The sequence below is a fragment of the Streptomyces sp. NPDC043427 genome, assembly GCF_056436655.1.
On sequence record NZ_JBWKCC010000012.1, the window covers coordinates 117,231 to 135,124 of the forward strand.

The window sequence follows — 17,894 nt, forward strand, 5'->3', positions numbered from 1 at the left end:
GCCCATGCCTTGTAGGGGGTGGCCACGGCCGGCAGTTGCGCCTCCGTTCCGGCCGTCACCGCCTCCCAGGCCGTGCGCAGGTCGGCGACGAGGATCCGCCAGGCGGCCGGGTCGGCGGCGAGGGTGTGCACCGCGAGCAGCAGCCGGTGCTCCCCCGCCGGCCCGCCGTCGAACCAGACGGCCCGGAACACGACGCCGTCCTCCGGCGCCAGGGTGGAGCGGACGGCGTCCGTCTGTCGTGCCACCTCGGCGGCCAGCGCGGCGGTGTCCGCCCCCGTCACATCGATCCGGGTGAGCAGCTCCGCGGCCCCGGCCTCCTCGCGCGGCCGGGCCTCAAGGCTCCATACCAGGTTTCCGGCCCGGCGGTTGAGCCGCAGCCGCAGGGTGTCGTGGTGGTCGAGCAGCGCCTGGAGCACGGCGTGCAGCCGGCGCTCGTCCGTGTCGCCGGGCAGCGCCAGGACGGCGGTGGCCACCGAGTGGGCGACCGGCCCGCCGCGTTCGCGCAGCACGTGCACGGCCGGGCTCAGCGGGATCTCGCCGATGCCACTGTCGTCGGCGGAGGTGGGGGCGGAGGCGGCGGACGCGCTGTCCGGCTCGTCGGCTCCCGTGGCCGCGGCGGCCAGCTCCTCGACCGTGGCGTGGCGCAGCACGTCCGCGGCGGTGAACTCCAGGCCCGCTTCGAGGGCCCGGCTGACCAGTTGGATCGAGACGATGCTGTCCCCGCCGAGGGCGAAGAAGCTGTCGTCGATGCTCACCCGCTCGACTCCGAGGAGGTCGCGGATCAGCTCGCAGAGCAGTGTCTCCTTGGCGTCGCGCGGAGCCCGGCCCCCGTCCTGCGAGCCGAAGTCCGGTTCCGGCAGCGCCTTGCGGTCGACCTTGCCGTTGGCGTTCAGCGGCAGCGCGTCCACCGCGGTGTACGCGGCGGGCACCATGTACTCCGGCAGCAGCTCGGCGAGATGCCGGCGCAGCGCCTCGGCGGTGACCTCGGCTCCGGCGGCCGGAACCGTGTAGGCGACCAACTGCCGGCGGTCGTCGTGCCCCTGGTGGAGCAGCACGGCCGCGCGGGCGATGCCGGGGTGGGCCGTGAGCGCCGCTTCGATCTCGCCGAGTTCGACGCGGAAGCCGCGTATCTTCACCTGGTCGTCGGCACGTCCTGCGAACTCCAGCTGCCCGTCGGCGTTCCAGCGCACCAGGTCACCCGTGCGGTAGAACCGCTCGCCCGGCGCCCCGAAGGGGTTGGCGACGAAACGCTCCGAGGTCAGCGCGGGCCGGCCCAGGTAGCCGCGGGCGAGGCCGTCGCCGGCGATGTAGAGCTCCCCGGTGCCGCCGACGGGCACCGGCATCAGGGAGGCGTCGAGCACGTACACCCGGGTGTTCCACAGCGGGGCGCCGATCGGCGGGTGCACCGCGCCGGACTGCGGGCGGCTCATGGTGGAGCAGACGGTCGCCTCGCTGGGTCCGTACACGTTGAGCAGGCGCCGGCCCGCGGACCAGTACGCCACCTGGTCGGGCGGGCAGGCCTCGCCGCCGACCGCGAGGGTGCGCAGGCTGGGCAGCGGGATGTGCGGCACGGTGGCGAGCACACCGGCGGTGACCTGCAGGTGGGTGACGCCGTGGTCGTCGACGAGCGTGGCCAGTTCCTGGCCGGCCGGCGACTGGTGTCCCTCCGGCAGCACCAGCGTGGCGCCGCTGAGCAGCGTCATCGACAGGTCCGCCATCGAGACGTCGAAGCTCGGCGACACGGCTTGCAGGACGCGGCTGTCCGCGTCGATCGCGAAGTTCTCCGCGTGCGCTCCCGCCATGCCCGCGATGCCCCGGTGGGTGACCAGGACGCCCTTGGGCCGGCCGGTCGACCCCGAGGTGTAGATGACGTACGCGGGGTGGTGCAGGCCGAGCGGGTGAACACGGTCGGTGTCGGTGGGGTCGGTGGCGGGGGCGGCGGCCACGGCGGCCCGCACGTCCTCGGCGTCGGCGCGGTGCACGGCGGCGCCGGACAGGGCCGGGCTCCCGGCCGTCTCGCCGGTGGCGACCACCAGCGCGGGGCGCGCGTCCTCGACGATGTAGGCGATGCGCTCGGCCGGATAGCCGGGGTCGACCGGCAGATGGGCGGCGCCCGCCTTGAGGACGCCGAGGGTGATCGCGAGCCAGTCCGTCGAGCGTGGCACGACGACCGCCACGCGCTGCTCGGGGCCGACTCCCTGTCCGATGAGGTAGTGCGCCCACTGGTTGGCCCGGGCGTTCAGTTCGCCGTAGGTCAGCCGTGTGGGGCCGGCGATCACCGCCGGGTGGCCGGGAGTGGCCGCCGCCCGCTGCTCGAACAGGGTGGGGAAGGTCGCCGCCGCCACCGCGCGGGCGGTGTCGTTCCAGGTGGTGAGGACCTGCTCGCGCTCCGTCCCGGACAGCAGGCCGATCCGGCTGACCGGCAGCCGCGGGTCGTCGGCGACCGCGTCGAGCAGGGCGGTGAACCGGGCCGCGACCGACTCGGCCGTGGCCCGGTCGAACAGATCGGTGCGGTAGCTGATCAGGCCCCGCAGGCCGGTGGGGCTGCCATCGCCACCGAAGGTCTCCCGCAGCTCCATGCCCAGGTCGGTCTTGGCCGACGTCAGCTCGATGTCCTCGGGCTCGACCGTGAGGCCGGGCAGTTCCAGGCGTGCCGCCGCGTTGTTCTGGAAGGCGAGGAACACCTGGAACAGCGGGGTGTGGGCCAGCGACCGCGCGTCGGGGCCGAGGTGGTCGACCAGCCGTTCGAAGGGCAGGTCCTGATGGGCGTAGGCGGCCAGGTCCGCGGCCCGGACCCGGCTCAGCAGTTCGCCGAAGGACGGGTCGCCCGAGGTGTCGGTGCGCAGCACCAGGGTGTTGACGAAGAAGCCGACGAGGTCTTCGAGGGCTTCGTCCGGGCGGCCGGCGGTCGCGGTGCCGAGGGGGATGTCGGTACCGGAGCCGAGCCGGGTGAGCAGGGCCGCGAGCCCCGCCTGGGCCACCATGAAGAGGCTCACCTGGTGGGCGCGGGCGAGGGCGATGAGGCGGGTGTGCAACTCGGCGTCGCAGGAGAACTCGACGGTGGCGCCGTCACCGGTCATCTCGGCCGGGCGGGGCCGGTCGGTGGGCAGCGCGAGCTCCGCCGGGGCACCGGCCAGGGTCTTCTCCCAGAAGGCCAGCTGGCGCGCGGCCAGGCCGGCCGGGTCGTTCTCGTCGCCGAGGAGCTCCCGCTGCCAGAGGGTGTAGTCGGTGTACTGCACGGGCAGCGGCGCGAAGTCGGGCGCCCGCCCACTGTGCCGGGCCGCGTAGGCGGTGGACAGATCGCCGGCCAGCGGGGCGTTGGACCAGCCGTCGGAGGCGATGTGATGGACGTTCAGGAGCAGGACGTGCTCGGTGTCGGAGATGCGGAACAGGTTGACGCGCAGCGGGAGTTCGGCCGCCAGGTCGAAGCCGTGGGCGGCGGCGTCGCGCAGTGCCCGCCCGATCGTCTCCGGTGCGGCCTCGACGATCTCGATGGGCACGTGGGCGTCGGCGGGAGCGAGAACGGCCTGCCGGGGCCTGCCTCCGGTGTCCGGGAACACGGTCCGCAGACTCTCGTGGCGGGCCACGACGTCGGCGACGGCCGCGCGCAGGGCGTCCATGTCGAGGGCGCCCCGGAGCCGGACACCGATCGGGATGTTGTACGCCCCCGACGGGCCCTCGAGCCGGTTGAGGAACCACAGCCGGCGCTGCGCGAACGACAGCGGGATCTCCTCGGGTCGCCGGCGTACCGCGAGCTCGGGGCGCGCGGAGCCGCCGGGGGCGACCCGGGTGGCGAGCCGTGCCGGAGTGCGTGCCTCGAAGACCGCCCGGACGTCGACCTCGGCCCCGAAGGCCGAGCGGACCCGGCTGAGCAGGCGGACCGCGCTCAGCGAGTTGCCGCCGAGCTCGAAGAAGTCGTCGTCCACGCCCACCTCGGGCAGGTCGAGCACCTGGCCGAAGAGACCGCACAGGATCTCCTCCTGCGGGGTGCGCGGGGCCCGTACGGTGGCAACCGCGGTGAACTCGGGCTCGGGCAGCGCCTTGCGGTCCAGCTTGCCGTTGATGGTGACCGGCAGCTCGTCGAGGACGACGACGGCCTCCGGGACCATGTAGTCGGGCAGGGCGGCCGCGAGCCGCTCGCGCAGGTCCGGGCCCGTGAGGGCGTGCGCGGCCGCGGGCACGGCGTACGCGACCAGTCGGCCGCCGTCCGCGCCGTCCCTGACCACCACTGCCTGGGCCGCCACGCCGGTCAGGGCGGCGACCGCCGCGGAGACCTCGCCCAGTTCGACGCGGTGACCGCGGATCTTCACCTGGTCGTCCGCGCGGCCGACGAACACCAGGTTCCCGTCGGCGAGCCGGCGCGCCACGTCGCCGGTGCGGTACATCCGGGAGCCGACCGGGCCGTACGGGTCGGCGGTGAACCGCTCCGAGGTCAGCGCGGGCCGGCCGAGGTAGCCGCGGGCGAGGCAGGGGCCCGCCAGGTACAGCTCGCCCGCCACGCCGGCCGGGACCGGACGCAGCGCCGAGTCCAGGACGTACGCCCGGACGTTGGCCTGCGGTCGGCCCATCGGGACCGGTCCGGCGGGGAGTTCGGCACCCGGCTCGATTTGGAACTCGGTGACGTTCACGGTCGCCTCGGTGGGTCCGTACACGTTGCGGACGACGGCATCCGGGTGGCGCTCCCGCCACGCGGTGAGCGCCTCGCCGAGCAGGGCCTCGCCGCCGAGGAGGAGTTCGGTGGCGGGTGAGTACGCGGCGGGCAGGGCGCCGAGGAGCGGAAGGTGGCTGGGGGTCGCCTTCATGAAGGTGACCGGGGTCGCGGCCAGCCGTGCGGAGACCTCGGGGTTCTCCGCCAGGGCGGTGATCAGCACGGTGCCGCCGACGGTCAGCGGGGTGAACAGTGCCGTGACCGTCAGGTCGAAGGAGACCGGCGAGTGCAGCAGCGCGAGCCCCGTGGCGCCCGGGTAGGCGAGTCCGGTCCAGCCGAGGTAGTCGACGACCGAGCGGTGCTCGACCACCACGCCCTTGGGACGTCCCGTGGAGCCGGAGGTGTAGATCACGTACGCCGGGTGGCCGGGGGTCAGCGGCGCCGTCCGGTCGGCGTCCGACGGGTCGTGGGACGGGTGTCCGGCGATCTCGGCGGCCGTCTCCGCGTCGTCGACGACCACGGCCTCGACGGCGTGCTCGGGCAGCGCGGTGGCCGTGGCCCGGGTGGTGAGGAGGATCCGCGGTCGGGCGTCGTCGAGCAGGTGGGTGATGCGTCCGGCCGGGTGGGCCGGGTCGACCGGCACGTACGCGGCACCGGACTTGAGTACCGCGAGCAGCGCCACGACCAGTTCGGCCGAGCGTTCCATGGCGACCGCGACCAGCTGCTCGGGACCGGCGCCCCGGGCGATCAGGGCGTGTGCGAGGCGGTTGGCCCGCTCGTCGAGCTCGGTGTACGTGAGCTCCGTACCGCCGTCGATCAGCGCGATCGCGTCCGGGGTGCGGGCGGCCTGAGCCTCGATCAGCTCACCGACCACGGCCTCGGACAGCGGTACTGCGGGGCCGGCGGCGCCCGTGGTCAGCTGCCGGGTCTCCTCCTCGTCGAGGAGTCCGAGCCGGCCCACGGGGGTGTCGGGTGCCGACGCGACGGCTTCGAGAACCCTGCGCAGCTGCCGGGTCGCGGACGTCACCAGCCCCTCGTCGAGGAGGTCGGAGCGGTAGTACCAGTTGAGCACCATCCGGCGGTCGTCCTGCATCACGACCATGCCGAGGGGGTAGTGGTTGTCGCCCTTGGTGTCGACCTCGCTCAGCGTGAGGCCGTGCACGGTCTCCTGGGCGCCGGGGTCCGCGGGGAAGTTCTCGAAGACGACGGCGGTGTCGAACAACGTGCCCAGGCCGGTCAGTCGTTGGAGGTCGGCGAGGCCCAGGTAGTGGTGGGCGAGGAGTTCGACGCGCCGCGCCTGGACCCGGGAGAGCGTGTCGATGAGGGAGACGTCCGGGTCGACCCGGACGCGTACCGGCACGGTGTTGCTGAACAGGCCGACCATCGACTCGACGCCCGGCAGCTCCGGCGGCCGGCCGGAGACCGTCTCACCGAACAGCACGTCGTCGCGGCCGGTGAGACCGGCGAGCACCAGGCCCCAGGCGCCCTGCACCACGGCGTTCATGGTGAGGCCGTGGGCCCGGGCCGCCGCGGTGAGCGCGGCGGTCAGGTCGGCCGGGAGCTCGTCCACGATCCGGCCCGGCAGGGCGGCGGCGTGACCGGCCGCCCCCGGGGCGACCAGCGTCGGCTCGTCGATCCCGGCGAGCGCCGTGCGCCAGGCGGCCTCGGCCGAGTCGCGGTCCTGGGCGGCGAGCCAGGTCAGGTACTCCTTGTACGGGACGACGGGCGGCAGCGCCGAGGCGTCGCCGCGCTGCCCGTACAGCGCGAAGAGCTCACCGGCGAGGACCGGCGCCGACCAGCCGTCGAGCAGCAGGTGGTGGGCGGCGAACAGCAGCCGGTGGAGGTCCGGTCCGAGCCTGATCAGGGTGAAGCGCAGCAGGGGCGGACGCTCCGGGTCGAAGCGCCGGGACCGCTCCTGGACCAGCAGCCGGTCCAGTTCGGCACGCTGCTCCGGCTCGCCGAGGGCACTCAGGTCGATCTCGTTCCAGGGCGGTTCGACCTCACCCGGGATCAGCTGAACGGGCACGCCCTGCGCGGTGCGGTGGAAGGAGGCGCGCAGGCTGGCGTGCCGGGCGAGCAGTCCGGCGACGGCGGCGCGCAGCGCCTGGGTGTCGAGCTCCCCGCGCACGTCCAGGGCGAGCCGGGTGATGTAGACGTCCTCGGCCTGCTGGTCGTACTCGGTGTGGAAGAGCAGCCCCTCCTGGAGGGGTGAGAGCGGCAGCACGTCGGTGAGGCGGGGCTGGGCCTGTTCCAGACGGGCGATCTCGTCCTGGGTCAGGTCGACGAGGGTCAGGTCGGACGGGACGAGCCCGCCGGCGCCCTCGGGCCGGTCGGCGCACTCCACCAGGGCGCGCAGGGCGTCGAACCACGCCTCGGCAAGCAACCGTACGTCGTCCTCCGCGAACAGTTCGCCCGGCCAGGTCCAGGTCGCGGTGAGGCGCGGCCCGTCGCTGTGGGTCTCGGTGACCGCGTTGGCGGTGAGGGTGTACGGCAGCGGGGTGGCGGCGTCCGCGCCGCCACCCAGGCCGTCCGTCTCCCCTCCCCCGGCGGCATCGGTGTCGGACGAACCACCGATGCGTCCCAGGTAGTTGAAGCCGATCTGCGGCTCGGCGAACCTGGCCAGGGTCACGGCGGTCCGTGGGTTGAGGTAGCGCAGCAGCCCGAAGCCGATGCCGTTGTCGGGGATGGCCCTCAGTTGTTCCTTGACGGCCTTGAGCGCGGTGACGAGGGCCGTGCCGCCCGAGGCGAGCGCGTCGGTCCCGGCCGCGCCCGGGTCGAGCCGTACGGGGTAGAGGCTGGTGAACCAGCCGACCGTGCGGGAGAGATCGGCCCCTTCGACGATCTCCTCGCGGCCGTGGCCCTCCAGGCCCACCAGGACGGAGGAGGTGTCGCCGCGGCCCTGGCGGCGGCGCCAGTCGGCCACGGCGACGGAGAGCGCGGTGAGGAGTACGTCGTTGATCTGTGCGTTGAAGGCGGCCGGTACCCGGCCGAGCAACGGCTCGGTGAGGTCGGCGGGCAGCCGCAGGGTGAGGTGCCCCGCGGTGGCGAGGGTGTCCGTCGTCGGGTCGAGCGGGCGGTCGGTGAGCAGCGGGTCGGGTCCGGAGAGGATCGAGCGCCACAGGGGGAGTTCGCGGATGCGGTCGGGTTCGCCGGCTGCCGCGGTCAGCTGCTGGGCCCAGCGGCGGAAGGAGGTACCCACCGGTTCGGGGGTGAAGGCGGTGCCCTGGGCGGCCGCCTCGAGTGCGGCGGAGATCTCGGGCAGCAGGATGCGCCAGGACACCCCGTCCACCGAGAGGTGGTGGATCACCAGCAGCAGCCGGCCGGGCCGGTCGGCTCCGGCGTCGAACCAGACGGCCTGGACCATGCGTCCCCGCTCGGGGGCGAGACGGGCCTGGGCGGCGGCGAACTCCCGCTCGGTGGCGGCGCGCAGAGCGTCCGCGTCGAGGCCCGCGACATCGACCCGGTACAGCGACTCGGAGGCCGCGACGGTGCCGGGCGGGGTGACCTCCAGGGTCCACTCGCCGATGTCCTCGATACGGGTGAGCTTGAGCCGCAGCGCGTCGTGGTGGTCGAGGAAGGTCTGCAGCACTCCGGTGAACCGGTCGGTGTTCAGTCCGGCGGGCACCGGCAGCGGCATCGCCTGGTTGAACGGGTCGACGGGACCGCTGTGTTCGCTGAACCAGTGGATGATCGGGGTCAACGGGACGCCGCCCACGCCGTCGGACGCGGCGCGGCGGCGCGCGGGCGCGGTGCCCTCGGTGGCCACGGCGGCGAGCGCCTCGACGGTCTTGTGGGTGAACACGTCGCGCGGAGTGAAGCGCAGCCCGGCCTTGCGGGCGCGGCTGATCAGCTGGATGGAGCCGATGCTGTCGCCGCCGAGCTCGAAGAAGCTCTGGTCCACCCCCACCTTCTCCACGCCGAGCACCTCGGCGTAGAGCGTGCAGAGCAGCTCCTCGCGTGCGGTGGCGGGGGCGCGGCCCTCGGCGGGGGTGAACGCCGGGGCGGGCAGGGCCTTGCGGTCCAGCTTGCCGTTGACCATCAGCGGCAGGGTGTCGAGGGCGACGACGAGCGCGGGCACCATGTACTCCGGCAGCAGCCCCGCGACATGGGTCCGCAGGGCCTCGGCGTCGACGGGGTCCGGACCGGCCGGGACCACATGGGCGACGAGCTGCTTCACCCCCGGCTGGGCCTCGTGCACCACTACGGCGGCCCGGTCCACGCTCTCGTGGCGGGACAGGACGCTCTCGATCTCGCCGAGCTCGATGCGGAACCCGCGCACCTTCACCTGGTCGTCCGCGCGCCCCACGAACTCCAACTGGCCGTCCTCGCTCAGTCGTACGACGTCGCCGGTGCGGTACATCCGCTCACCGGGGGCGCCGAAGGGGTCGGCGACGAAGCGCTCCGAGGTCAGCCCGGGACGCCGCAGGTAGCCGCGGGCGAGACCGGCGCCCGCCACGTACAGCTCGCCCTCGGTGCCCTGGGGCACCCGGCGCAGGGCGGCGTCGAGGACGTAGGCGCGGGTGTCGCGCACCGGTGTGCCGATCGGCGGGACGGCGCCGGTGGCCTCCAGGGGAGCGCTCATCGACACCGCCACGGTCGACTCGGTGGGGCCGTAGGCGTTGACCATGCGCCGGCCGGGTGCCCAGCGCGCCACGAGCTCGGGCGAGCAGGCGTCTCCGCCGACGACCAGGCAGGCGAAGCCGGGGAGGTCCACGGCGGGGACGCTGGCCAGCGCGGCCGGCGGGATCAGGGCGTGGGTGACCCGCCGTCCGGCGATCACCTCGGCCAGCGGCTCGCCGGCGAGCGGGCCCGGGTCGGGTACCACGAGGGCGGCGCCGGACGTCAGCGTCATGCACAGTTCCAGCACCGAGGCGTCGAAGCTGGGCGAGGAGAACTGCAGGACGCGGCTGGTGCCGTCCACCGCGAACCGTTCCCGCTCGGTCGCGGCGAAGGCGGCGAGACCGGCATGGCTGACGACGACGCCCTTGGGCGTGCCGGTCGAGCCCGAGGTGTAGATCACGTACGCGGGCGAGGCGACCGGGACGGGTCCCGCGGACCGGCGGCCGGCACCGTCCCGGTGCAGGTCTGCCTCTTGGAGCGCGTCGAGGACGACGACGGGGGTCCGGCCAGAGCGGGGCACCGCGTTCTCGTACACCGTGCTGGTGAGCACCGCCGCCGGTCGCGCGTCGTCGAACATGAAGGTGATGCGCTCGGCCGGGTAGTCGGGATCCACCGGAAGATAGGCGGCTCCCGCCTTCATCACGGCGAGGGACCCGACCACGGACTCCACGGAGCGGCCGAGGACGAGGGCCACGACCTGTTCGGGCCCGACGCCGTCGGCCGCGAGGCGCTCGGCGAGCGCGTCGGTACGCGCGTCCAGTTCGGCGTAGGTCAGGGAGAGCGCCGCGGACTCCACGGCGACGGCGTCCGGGGTGCGCGCGGCCTGGGCCGCGAACAACTCGGGGAAGGTGGCCTGCGCGACCGTGTGCCCGGCGGCGCTCTCGGCCCCGACCAGCCGCTCCCGCTCACCGTCGGCCAGCAGGTCGAGCCCGGCCACGGTCTGGGCGAGGTCGTCGGTCAGGGCCTGAAGGATCCGCACCAGCCGCCCGCCGATGACCTCGACCTGCTCGGGTCGGAAGAGGTCGGGCCGGTAGTTGAGCAGCAGCCGCAGCTTGCCCTCGTACACGTGCGAGACCAGGCAGAGCGGGTAGTGGTTGGCGTCCAGGACGTCGAAGCCGTCGATGGTCAGGTCGTCGACGAGGTCGCGCAGGGCCTGCAGGTCGAAGGGGAAGTTCTCGAACGCCACGTAGGTGTCGAAGAGTTCGGCGTGCCCGGAGAGCCGGTGGATGTCCCGCATCCCGGTGTACTGGTGGGCCATCATCTCCAGGTGCTCGCCCTGGAGCCCGGCGAGGACGGTGCCGAGTGAGTCGCCGCCGCCCAGGCGGACCCGGACCGGCAGGGTGTTGATGAGCATGCCGACCATGCGCTCGACGCCGGGCACCTCGGGCGGCCGGCCGGAGACGACCGTGCCGAACACCACGTCCTGGCGGCCGGTGAGCACCGACAGCAGCAGCGCCCAGGAACCGTGCACGGCACTGGAGAAGGTGAGGCCGTTCGCGCGCAGCCGGGCCGAGAGGGCCTCGGTGGCGTCGGCCGACAGTTCGAGGACCAACTGCTCGGGGTGGACGACCTCGCGGGCCGGGTCCGAGGGGACGAGGCGGGTGGGTGCGTCGATGCCGGCGAGCGCCCGGCGCCAGGCCTCCTCGGAGGCCTGCTGGTCCTGCCGGGCCAGGTGGGCGAGGTGGTCGCGGAACGGAGTGACCCGCGGCAGTGCGGAGGCGTCACCCCCACTGGCATACACCGCGAGCAGCTCACCGAGGAGCACGGACGTCGACCAGCCGTCGAGCAGGATGTGGTGGAAGGTGCACAGCAGGCGGTACGCGTCGTCGGCGAGCCGCACCAGGCGGTACCGCATCAGCGGCGGCCGGGCGAGGTCGAAGGAGTGGGCCTTCTCCTCGGCCTGGATCCGCCGCAGCTGCGCGGCCTTCTCCGTCTCGCCGAGGTGTCTGAGGTCGCTCTCGGACCAGGGGACCTCGACGGTGCGCGAGACGACCTGCACCGGACGGCTCTGCTTGGGGTGGAGGAAGCCCACCCGCAGGTTGGCGTGCCGGTCCAGCAGCGCCTGCGCGGCGGCCCTGAGCGTCGCGGCGTCCAGGGAGCCGCCCAGGTCGAGCACCACCTGCACGGTGTAGACGTCGTTCCCCGACTCGTCGTACAGCGCGTGGAAGAGAAGCCCCTCCTGAAGCGGGGACAGCGGAAGGATGTCCTCAGGACCCGACTTCTTCATTACAGCGTCCTCCACTCGGCTTCGAGCCCGTCGATCTCGTCTTGGGATAGCTCCACCAGCGCCAGGTCCGATGGGGTGTGGCCGCCCGCGTCGGGGCGCTCGGCGTACTCCGTCAGCGCGCGCACCGCGCGGAACCAGGTGTCCGTGAGTTCACGGACGTCGGCGTCGGACAGCAGCCGGCCCGGCCAGGTCCAGACAGCCGTCAGGCGAGGCCCGTCCGGCTCCTGCCGGACGACCGCGTCGACCTCCAGCTGATGGGACAGCGGCAGGTCGGCGCCTTCGGCCAGGACCACGTCGGACTCGGCCGCCGGGCTCCAGTCGCCGCCGGGGGCCTCGGCACGCCCCAGGTAGTTGAAGAGCAGGGGTGCGGTGGCCAGCCCGGCGAGCCGGGGCCCCGCGTCCGGGTCGAGGTGGCGCAGCAGCCCGTATCCGATGCCTTCGCCGGGTACGTCCCTGAGCTGTTCCTTGACCGTGCGCAGCACGCGGCCCGCCTCGGGGCCGCCCGCCCACAGGTCGTCCCAGTCCTCGACGCCGGGGTCGAGGCGGGCCGGGCGGATGGTCGTGAACCAGCCGACCGTACGGGACAGGTCGAGCCCGTCGGCGATCTCCTGCCGGCCGTGGCCCTCCACGTCGATGAGGGCCCCGGTGCCCCCGCCGAGGTCTCGGTGGCGGCGCCAGTGCTCCACCGCCACGGTGAGCGCGGTGATCAGCACCTCGTGCACGCTCGCGTTCAGCGCCCCGGGCACCCGGTCGAGCAGGGCGGTGGTGGTGTCGGCGGCGAGTGTCCGGGTGAGCTTCCGGGCGGCTCCCGCGGTGTCCCTTGCCGGGTCGAGCGGCCGGTCGGTCAGAGCGGGCGCGGGCAGCGCGAGCGTGCGCGCCCAGTGGTCCTCCTCGGCGGCCCGGGCGGCGGTCTGCGCTCCGAGCAGCTCGGCCCAGCGGCGCAACGGCGTTCCCACCGGGGCGAGTTCGGGCTTCTTACCGACGGCCACGGCCTCCCACGCGGCCCGCAGATCGGGCAGCAGGACGGCCCAGGAGACGCCGTCCACCACCAGGTGGTGTGCGGCGAAGAGCAACCGTCCCGGCTCGTCGGGCCCGGCGTCGAACCAGACCAGCTGGACCATCACGCCGGACTGGGGGGCCAGTCGGTCCCAGGCCGCGCGCGCCTCCCGCCCGATCGTCGTGCGCAACGCCTCACCCAGGAGCCCGGCGGTGTCGACCCGGCGGACCAGTCCGGCCGCCGCGACGCTGCCGCGCCCGGTGATCTCGTACGTCCAGCGGCCGTCGGAGCCGGTCCGGTCCTGCCGGGTGCGCAGGGCGTCGTGCCGGTCGATCACCGCCTGCAGCGCGGTGGCCAGTTCGCTCTCGCCGAGCCCGGCCGGCACCTGGACGAGAGCGCTCTGGTGGAAGGCGTCGACGGGACCGCCGCGCTCCTCCAGCCATCGCATGATCGGGGTCGCGGGGAGCGCGCCGACACCGGCGTTCTCGTCGGCCTCCGCGGGGGCGGCCGCCTGGGTGGTCTGGGCGGCGAGCGCCGCCACCGTCTTGAGCTCGAACACCTCCTTCGGGGAGAACATGAGGCCCTTGCGGCGGGCGCGGGCCACCAGCTGGATGGAGACGATGCTGTCGCCGCCCAGCTCGAAGAAGCTCTGGTGCAGCCCGACGCTCTCGCGGCCGAGCACCTCGGCGAAGAGCCCGGCGAGGGTCTCCTCCCGCGGGGTGCGCGGCACGTCGGTGCCGCTGTCGACGGCCGGCCGCGGTGCGGGCAGGGCCTTGCGGTCGAGCTTGCCGTTCGGGGTGAGGGGCAGGGTGTCGAGGACGACGACGGCGGCCGGCACCATGTAGGCGGGCAGCGGCCCCGCCGCCCAGTTGAGGATCTCGGCAGGGTCCACGGTCTCGTCCGCCGCGGGGACGACGTAGCCGACGAGCTGACGGTGCCCCGGGGTGTCCTCGCGCACCGTGGCGGCGGACCGCGCGACCCGCGGGTGCCGGGCCAGCGCGGCCTCGATCTCGCCCAGTTCGATGCGGAAGCCGTTCAGCTTGATCTGGTCGTCGACGCGCCCGAGGTAGTCGAGGTGGCCGTCGGCACGCCAGCGGCCCACGTCGCCGGTGCGGTACATGCGGGCGCCCGCCGGTCCGTACGGGTCGGCGACGAACCGCTCCGCGGTCAGACCCGGCCGGTTCAGGTAGCCGCGGGCGAGCTGTCCGCCGCCGATGTAGATCTCGCCCGAGGCGCCGGGCGGTACGGGGTTGAGGACGGGGTCGAGGACGCGGATCACCGAGTTCCACATCGGCCGGCCGATCGGCACGGGGCCACCGGGAACGCTGTCGTCCGGGCCGATCCTGAACCCCACACAGCCGACGGTGGCCTCGGTCGGCCCGTACTCGTTGACGACCGTGATCCCCGGCCGGTGGCGGCGCAGTTCGTCGACGGTCTCACCGAGCAGCATCTCGCCGCCCACGACCAGTTCGCGGGTGGGCGAGAACTCCTCGGGCAGCACACCGAGCAGGGCCAGATGGGCGGGGGTCGCCTTCAGGAAGGCCGGGCGCGGGGAGCCGTCGCCGGGGCCTTCGAGGGCGGTGACGCGCACCGGACCACCGGAGATCAGCGGGGCGTACAGCGAGGTGACGGTCAGGTCGAAGGAGACCGGCGAGTGCAGCAGGGTGCCGTCGGCGACGGAGGGGTAGTACTCACGTGCGTACTCCAGGTAGACCGCCACGGACCGGTGGGTCACGGCGACGCCCTTGGGGCGGCCGGTGGAGCCGGAGGTGTAGATGACGTAGGCGGGGTGGGCGGGGTCCAGCGGCCGCGCGCGGTCGGCGTCGGTCGGGTCGCCCGGGTCCGCCGACGGCCCGTGGTGCTCCTCGGTGACGTCGAGGACCGGCACATCGGTGGGCGGCAGCGCGTCCCGGGTCTGCGGGCCGGCCAGGACGAGGGCGGGGGCCGCGTCCTGGAGCATGTAGGCGATCCGCTCGTCGGGGTACTCCGGGTCGACCGGGACGTAGGCGGCACCGGACTTGAGGACCGCGAGGAGCGCGATCACCAACTCCGCCGAGCGGGGGAGTAGTACCGCGATCCGCTGCTCGGGACCGGCGCCGGCGGCGATCAGGGTGCTCGCCAGCCGGTTGGCCCGGGCGTTGAGTTCGGCGTACGTGTAGGTGCGGTCGTGCTCGGTCAGGGCCGGCGCCTCCGGGGTGCGGGCGGCCTGGCGCTCGAAGAGCGCGGGCAGCAGCAGCTCCGGCTCGACCACCGGCGACTGGCCGAACTCGCCCAGGACCAGGTGCCGTTCGCGCTCGGTGAGGATGTCGATATCGGCGATGCGCTGCCCGGGGTCGGCCGTGAAGGCGTCGAGGACCCGCAGGAGGCGGACGCTCATGGCCTCGACGGTGGCGCGGTCGAACAGGTCGGTGCTGTATTCGAGCCGGCCGCTGATCCCGGCGGCGGCCTCGTGGCCCGCCGAGCGCTCGTCGAGCCCGAAGAGCAGGTCGATCTTGGTGACCCCGGGATCGACCTGCTGCGGGGTGGTGAGCAGGCCCGGCAGCTCGAGGTTCGACTCGACGGGTGTCTGCACGTCCATCATCACCTGGAACAGCGGGTTCCTGGCGAGCGAGCGCTCCGGGTTGAGCGCCTCGACCAGGCGCTCGAAGGGCACGTCCTGGTGGGCGTGGGCGGACAGCGACATCTCCCGTGTGCGCTCGATGAGCTGACTGACGCTCGGGTTGCCGGAGACGTCGTTGCGGAACACCAGGGTGTTCACGAAGCAGCCCACGAGGTCGTCGAGCCGGGCGTCGCCGCGCCCGGCCACGGCGCTGCCCAGCGGGATGTCCTCTCCCGCGCCGAGTTTGCTCAGGAGCACCGCGACCGCGCTCTGCAGCACCATGAAAAGGCTGGCCCGGTGGGTCCTGCCCAGTTCGATCAGGCGCCGGTGCAGGGCCGCCTCGACCTCGAAGCGCACGATGTCGCCGCGCTGGCTCAGCTCGCCGGGCCGCGGCCGGTCGGTGGGCAGGTCCAGTTCCTCGGGGAGCCCGGCCAGGGTCTTCGTCCAGTGGGCGAGCTGCCGGGCCAGCGGGCTGTCCGGGTCGTTCTCGTCGCCGAGCACCGAATGCTGCCACAGGGTGTAGTCGGCGTACTGCACCGGCAGCGGTGCGAAGGCCGGGGGTTCGGCGGCTGTGCGGGCGGTGTAGGCGAGGCCCAGGTCACGGGCGAGGGGCGCGAGCGAGAGGCCGTCGGCGACGATGTGGTGCAGCACGACGAGCAGCACGTGGTCCTCGGGCCCGAGAAGGAGCAGCCGGGGCCGTACGGCGAGTCCCTCGGTGAGGTCGAAGCCCTCGGCGACCACCTCGGCGACGGTCGCGTCCACGGTGGCGGCGTCGGCCGTCCGCTCGGTGAGCGTCACCTCCAGGGCGGCCTCGGCCGGGGACAGGACGCGCTGGCGCGGCTTTCCGTCCGTCTCCGGGAAGGTGGTGCGCAGGCTCTCGTGGCGGGCCAGGACGTCGTGGAAGGCCTCGGCGAGCGCGCTGCGGTCCAGCCTGCCGGTGAGTCTGAGGGCGAGGCCCATGTTGTACGCGCCGCTGGGGCCCTGGAGCCGGTTCACCAGCCAGAGCCGCTGCTGGGTGAGGGAGAGCGGGAGTTCGGCGGGGCGGGCCATCGGCTCCAGGGCGCGGCGGTGGCCGACGGCGCCGTCGAGGTGGCCGGCGAGGGCGGCGACGGTCGGCGTCTCGAAGACGGTCCGGATGGAGAGTTCCGCCCCGAAGGTCTCACGGATCCGGCCGAGGAGCCGGATCACGGCCAGCGAGTGTCCGCCGAGCTGGAAGAAGTCGTCGTCGACGCCCACCCGGTCGACCTTGAGGACCTGGGCGACCAGGGCGCACAGCGCTTCCTCCCTCGGCGTGGCCGGGGCGCGGTAGGCAGCCGGGGCTCCGGTGTCCTGGGCGTCCAGGACCGCCGGCGGGACCCAGCCGGCGGGCACGGCGAGTTCGAGGGAGTCGAGGCGGGCGTTAGGTCCCGCGGCGGCCAGCGCGGCGAGGAAGCCGGTGAGCGCCGTGCGGTGGCCGGTCAGCGTCTCCTCGGTGTAGAGGTCGGCGTTGGCGTGGAAGTCGATGAGGAAACCGGCGTCCGGCGTCCGGTTGTCGACGATCAGTGAGAGGTCTTCCTCGGGGCCGACGGAGAACCCGCGTACGGCCGCGCCGTGCCCCGCGAAGGTGAGCTGTTCGCCGTACATGATGAGGTTGATCTCGGGGCCCCACAGCCGTTTCCGGTCGCCGACGCGGCCGAGGTCGCGGTGGATGTCCTCGTAGCGGTAGCGCTGGTGGCGCAGCGCGTGGTGGAGTTCGTCGCTGACCGAACGCAGGAAGTCCGCCACGGTGTCGGCCGGCCGGGGACGGACGCGGACGGGGAGGGCGTTGGAGACCATGCCCGGGGTGCGCTTGGCGGCGGTGGTCGGCCGGGCTGCCACGGCCAGACCGAGCACGAGGTCGTCGGCGCCGGTCAGACGGTGCAGATAGGCGGCGATGCCCGCGAAGACCACGGCGGGCCAGCCGACCCGGGCCTCCCGGGCGAGGTCGCGCAGTGCTTCGGCGTACTGCGGTGTGACCCGGCTCGCCTGGCGGACGTGGTCGGTGGGCACACGGGTCGGGCGCCCGGCCAGGGTGACCGGTTCGGCGGCTCCGGCGAGGCGCTCGGACCAGTGCGCGGCATCGGCGGTGAACTGCTCGGACCGCCGGTAGTCGGCGTCCAGTTCGACGAGTTCCTTGAGTGTCCCGAACGGGGTCGGCTTCGGTTCCTCGCCGGCCACCAGGGCCGAGTAGACGGCGGCGACCCGGGAGACGATCAGGGACCAGCTGTATCCGTCGACGATGGTGTGGTGAACCCGGCTGAACCAGGTGTACCGGTCGGTGGCCAGCTTGAGCAGCCCGAAGGTGAACAGCTCTCCGGTGTCGGGGTCCACCGGAGTCCTCACCCGGGCGAGCATCCACTCCTCGGCGGCGGCGAACGGGTCGACGGCGTCGCTGACATCGACGGTGTGCAACCGCCATTCCAGGTCCGGCACCACCGTCTGCGCGGGCCCTTCGGGGCCGCGCCGGAACCGGACGCGCAGGGCCTCGACCTCGTGGACCACCCGGCGCAGCGCGGCCTCGAAGGAGGCGACGTCGACCTCGCCCGATATCTCGACGCACTCGGCGATGCTGTACATCGGGTTTTCCGGATTCACCTGCTGCGCCAGCCACATTCCGTACTGAGCGGCCGTCAGCGGCAATTGGAGTCCATTCCGATCGGCCATTGCCATTCACTCCGATTGAGTAGACGCGTCGACCCGGCCCACCCTATGAATCAAAAGCAGGTGGGCCATCGACTCATGGAAAACTTCGATGCACCGTGATCCGTGTATCGAAGAATGCTCA

At 73.5% G+C, this 17,894-nt stretch carries 2 protein-coding genes (1 of these 2 only partly in view); both read right to left on the bottom strand.

The window, feature by feature from the left end:
* Positions 1-11,495, bottom strand: the 5' portion of a protein-coding gene (locus AC067M_RS20940) for an amino acid adenylation domain-containing protein (protein WP_478698505.1). It extends 4,090 nt beyond the left edge of the window; the window shows 11,495 of its 15,585 coding nt (coding positions 1-11,495); its start codon is at positions 11,493-11,495; the stop codon falls past the left edge of the window.
* Positions 11,495-17,779, bottom strand: coding sequence for an amino acid adenylation domain-containing protein (locus AC067M_RS20945; protein ID WP_478698506.1), 6,285 nt, complete (start codon positions 17,777-17,779; stop codon positions 11,495-11,497). The genes AC067M_RS20940 and AC067M_RS20945 overlap by 1 nt, the downstream gene beginning before the upstream one ends.
* Positions 17,780-17,894: the final 115 nt, after the last annotated feature.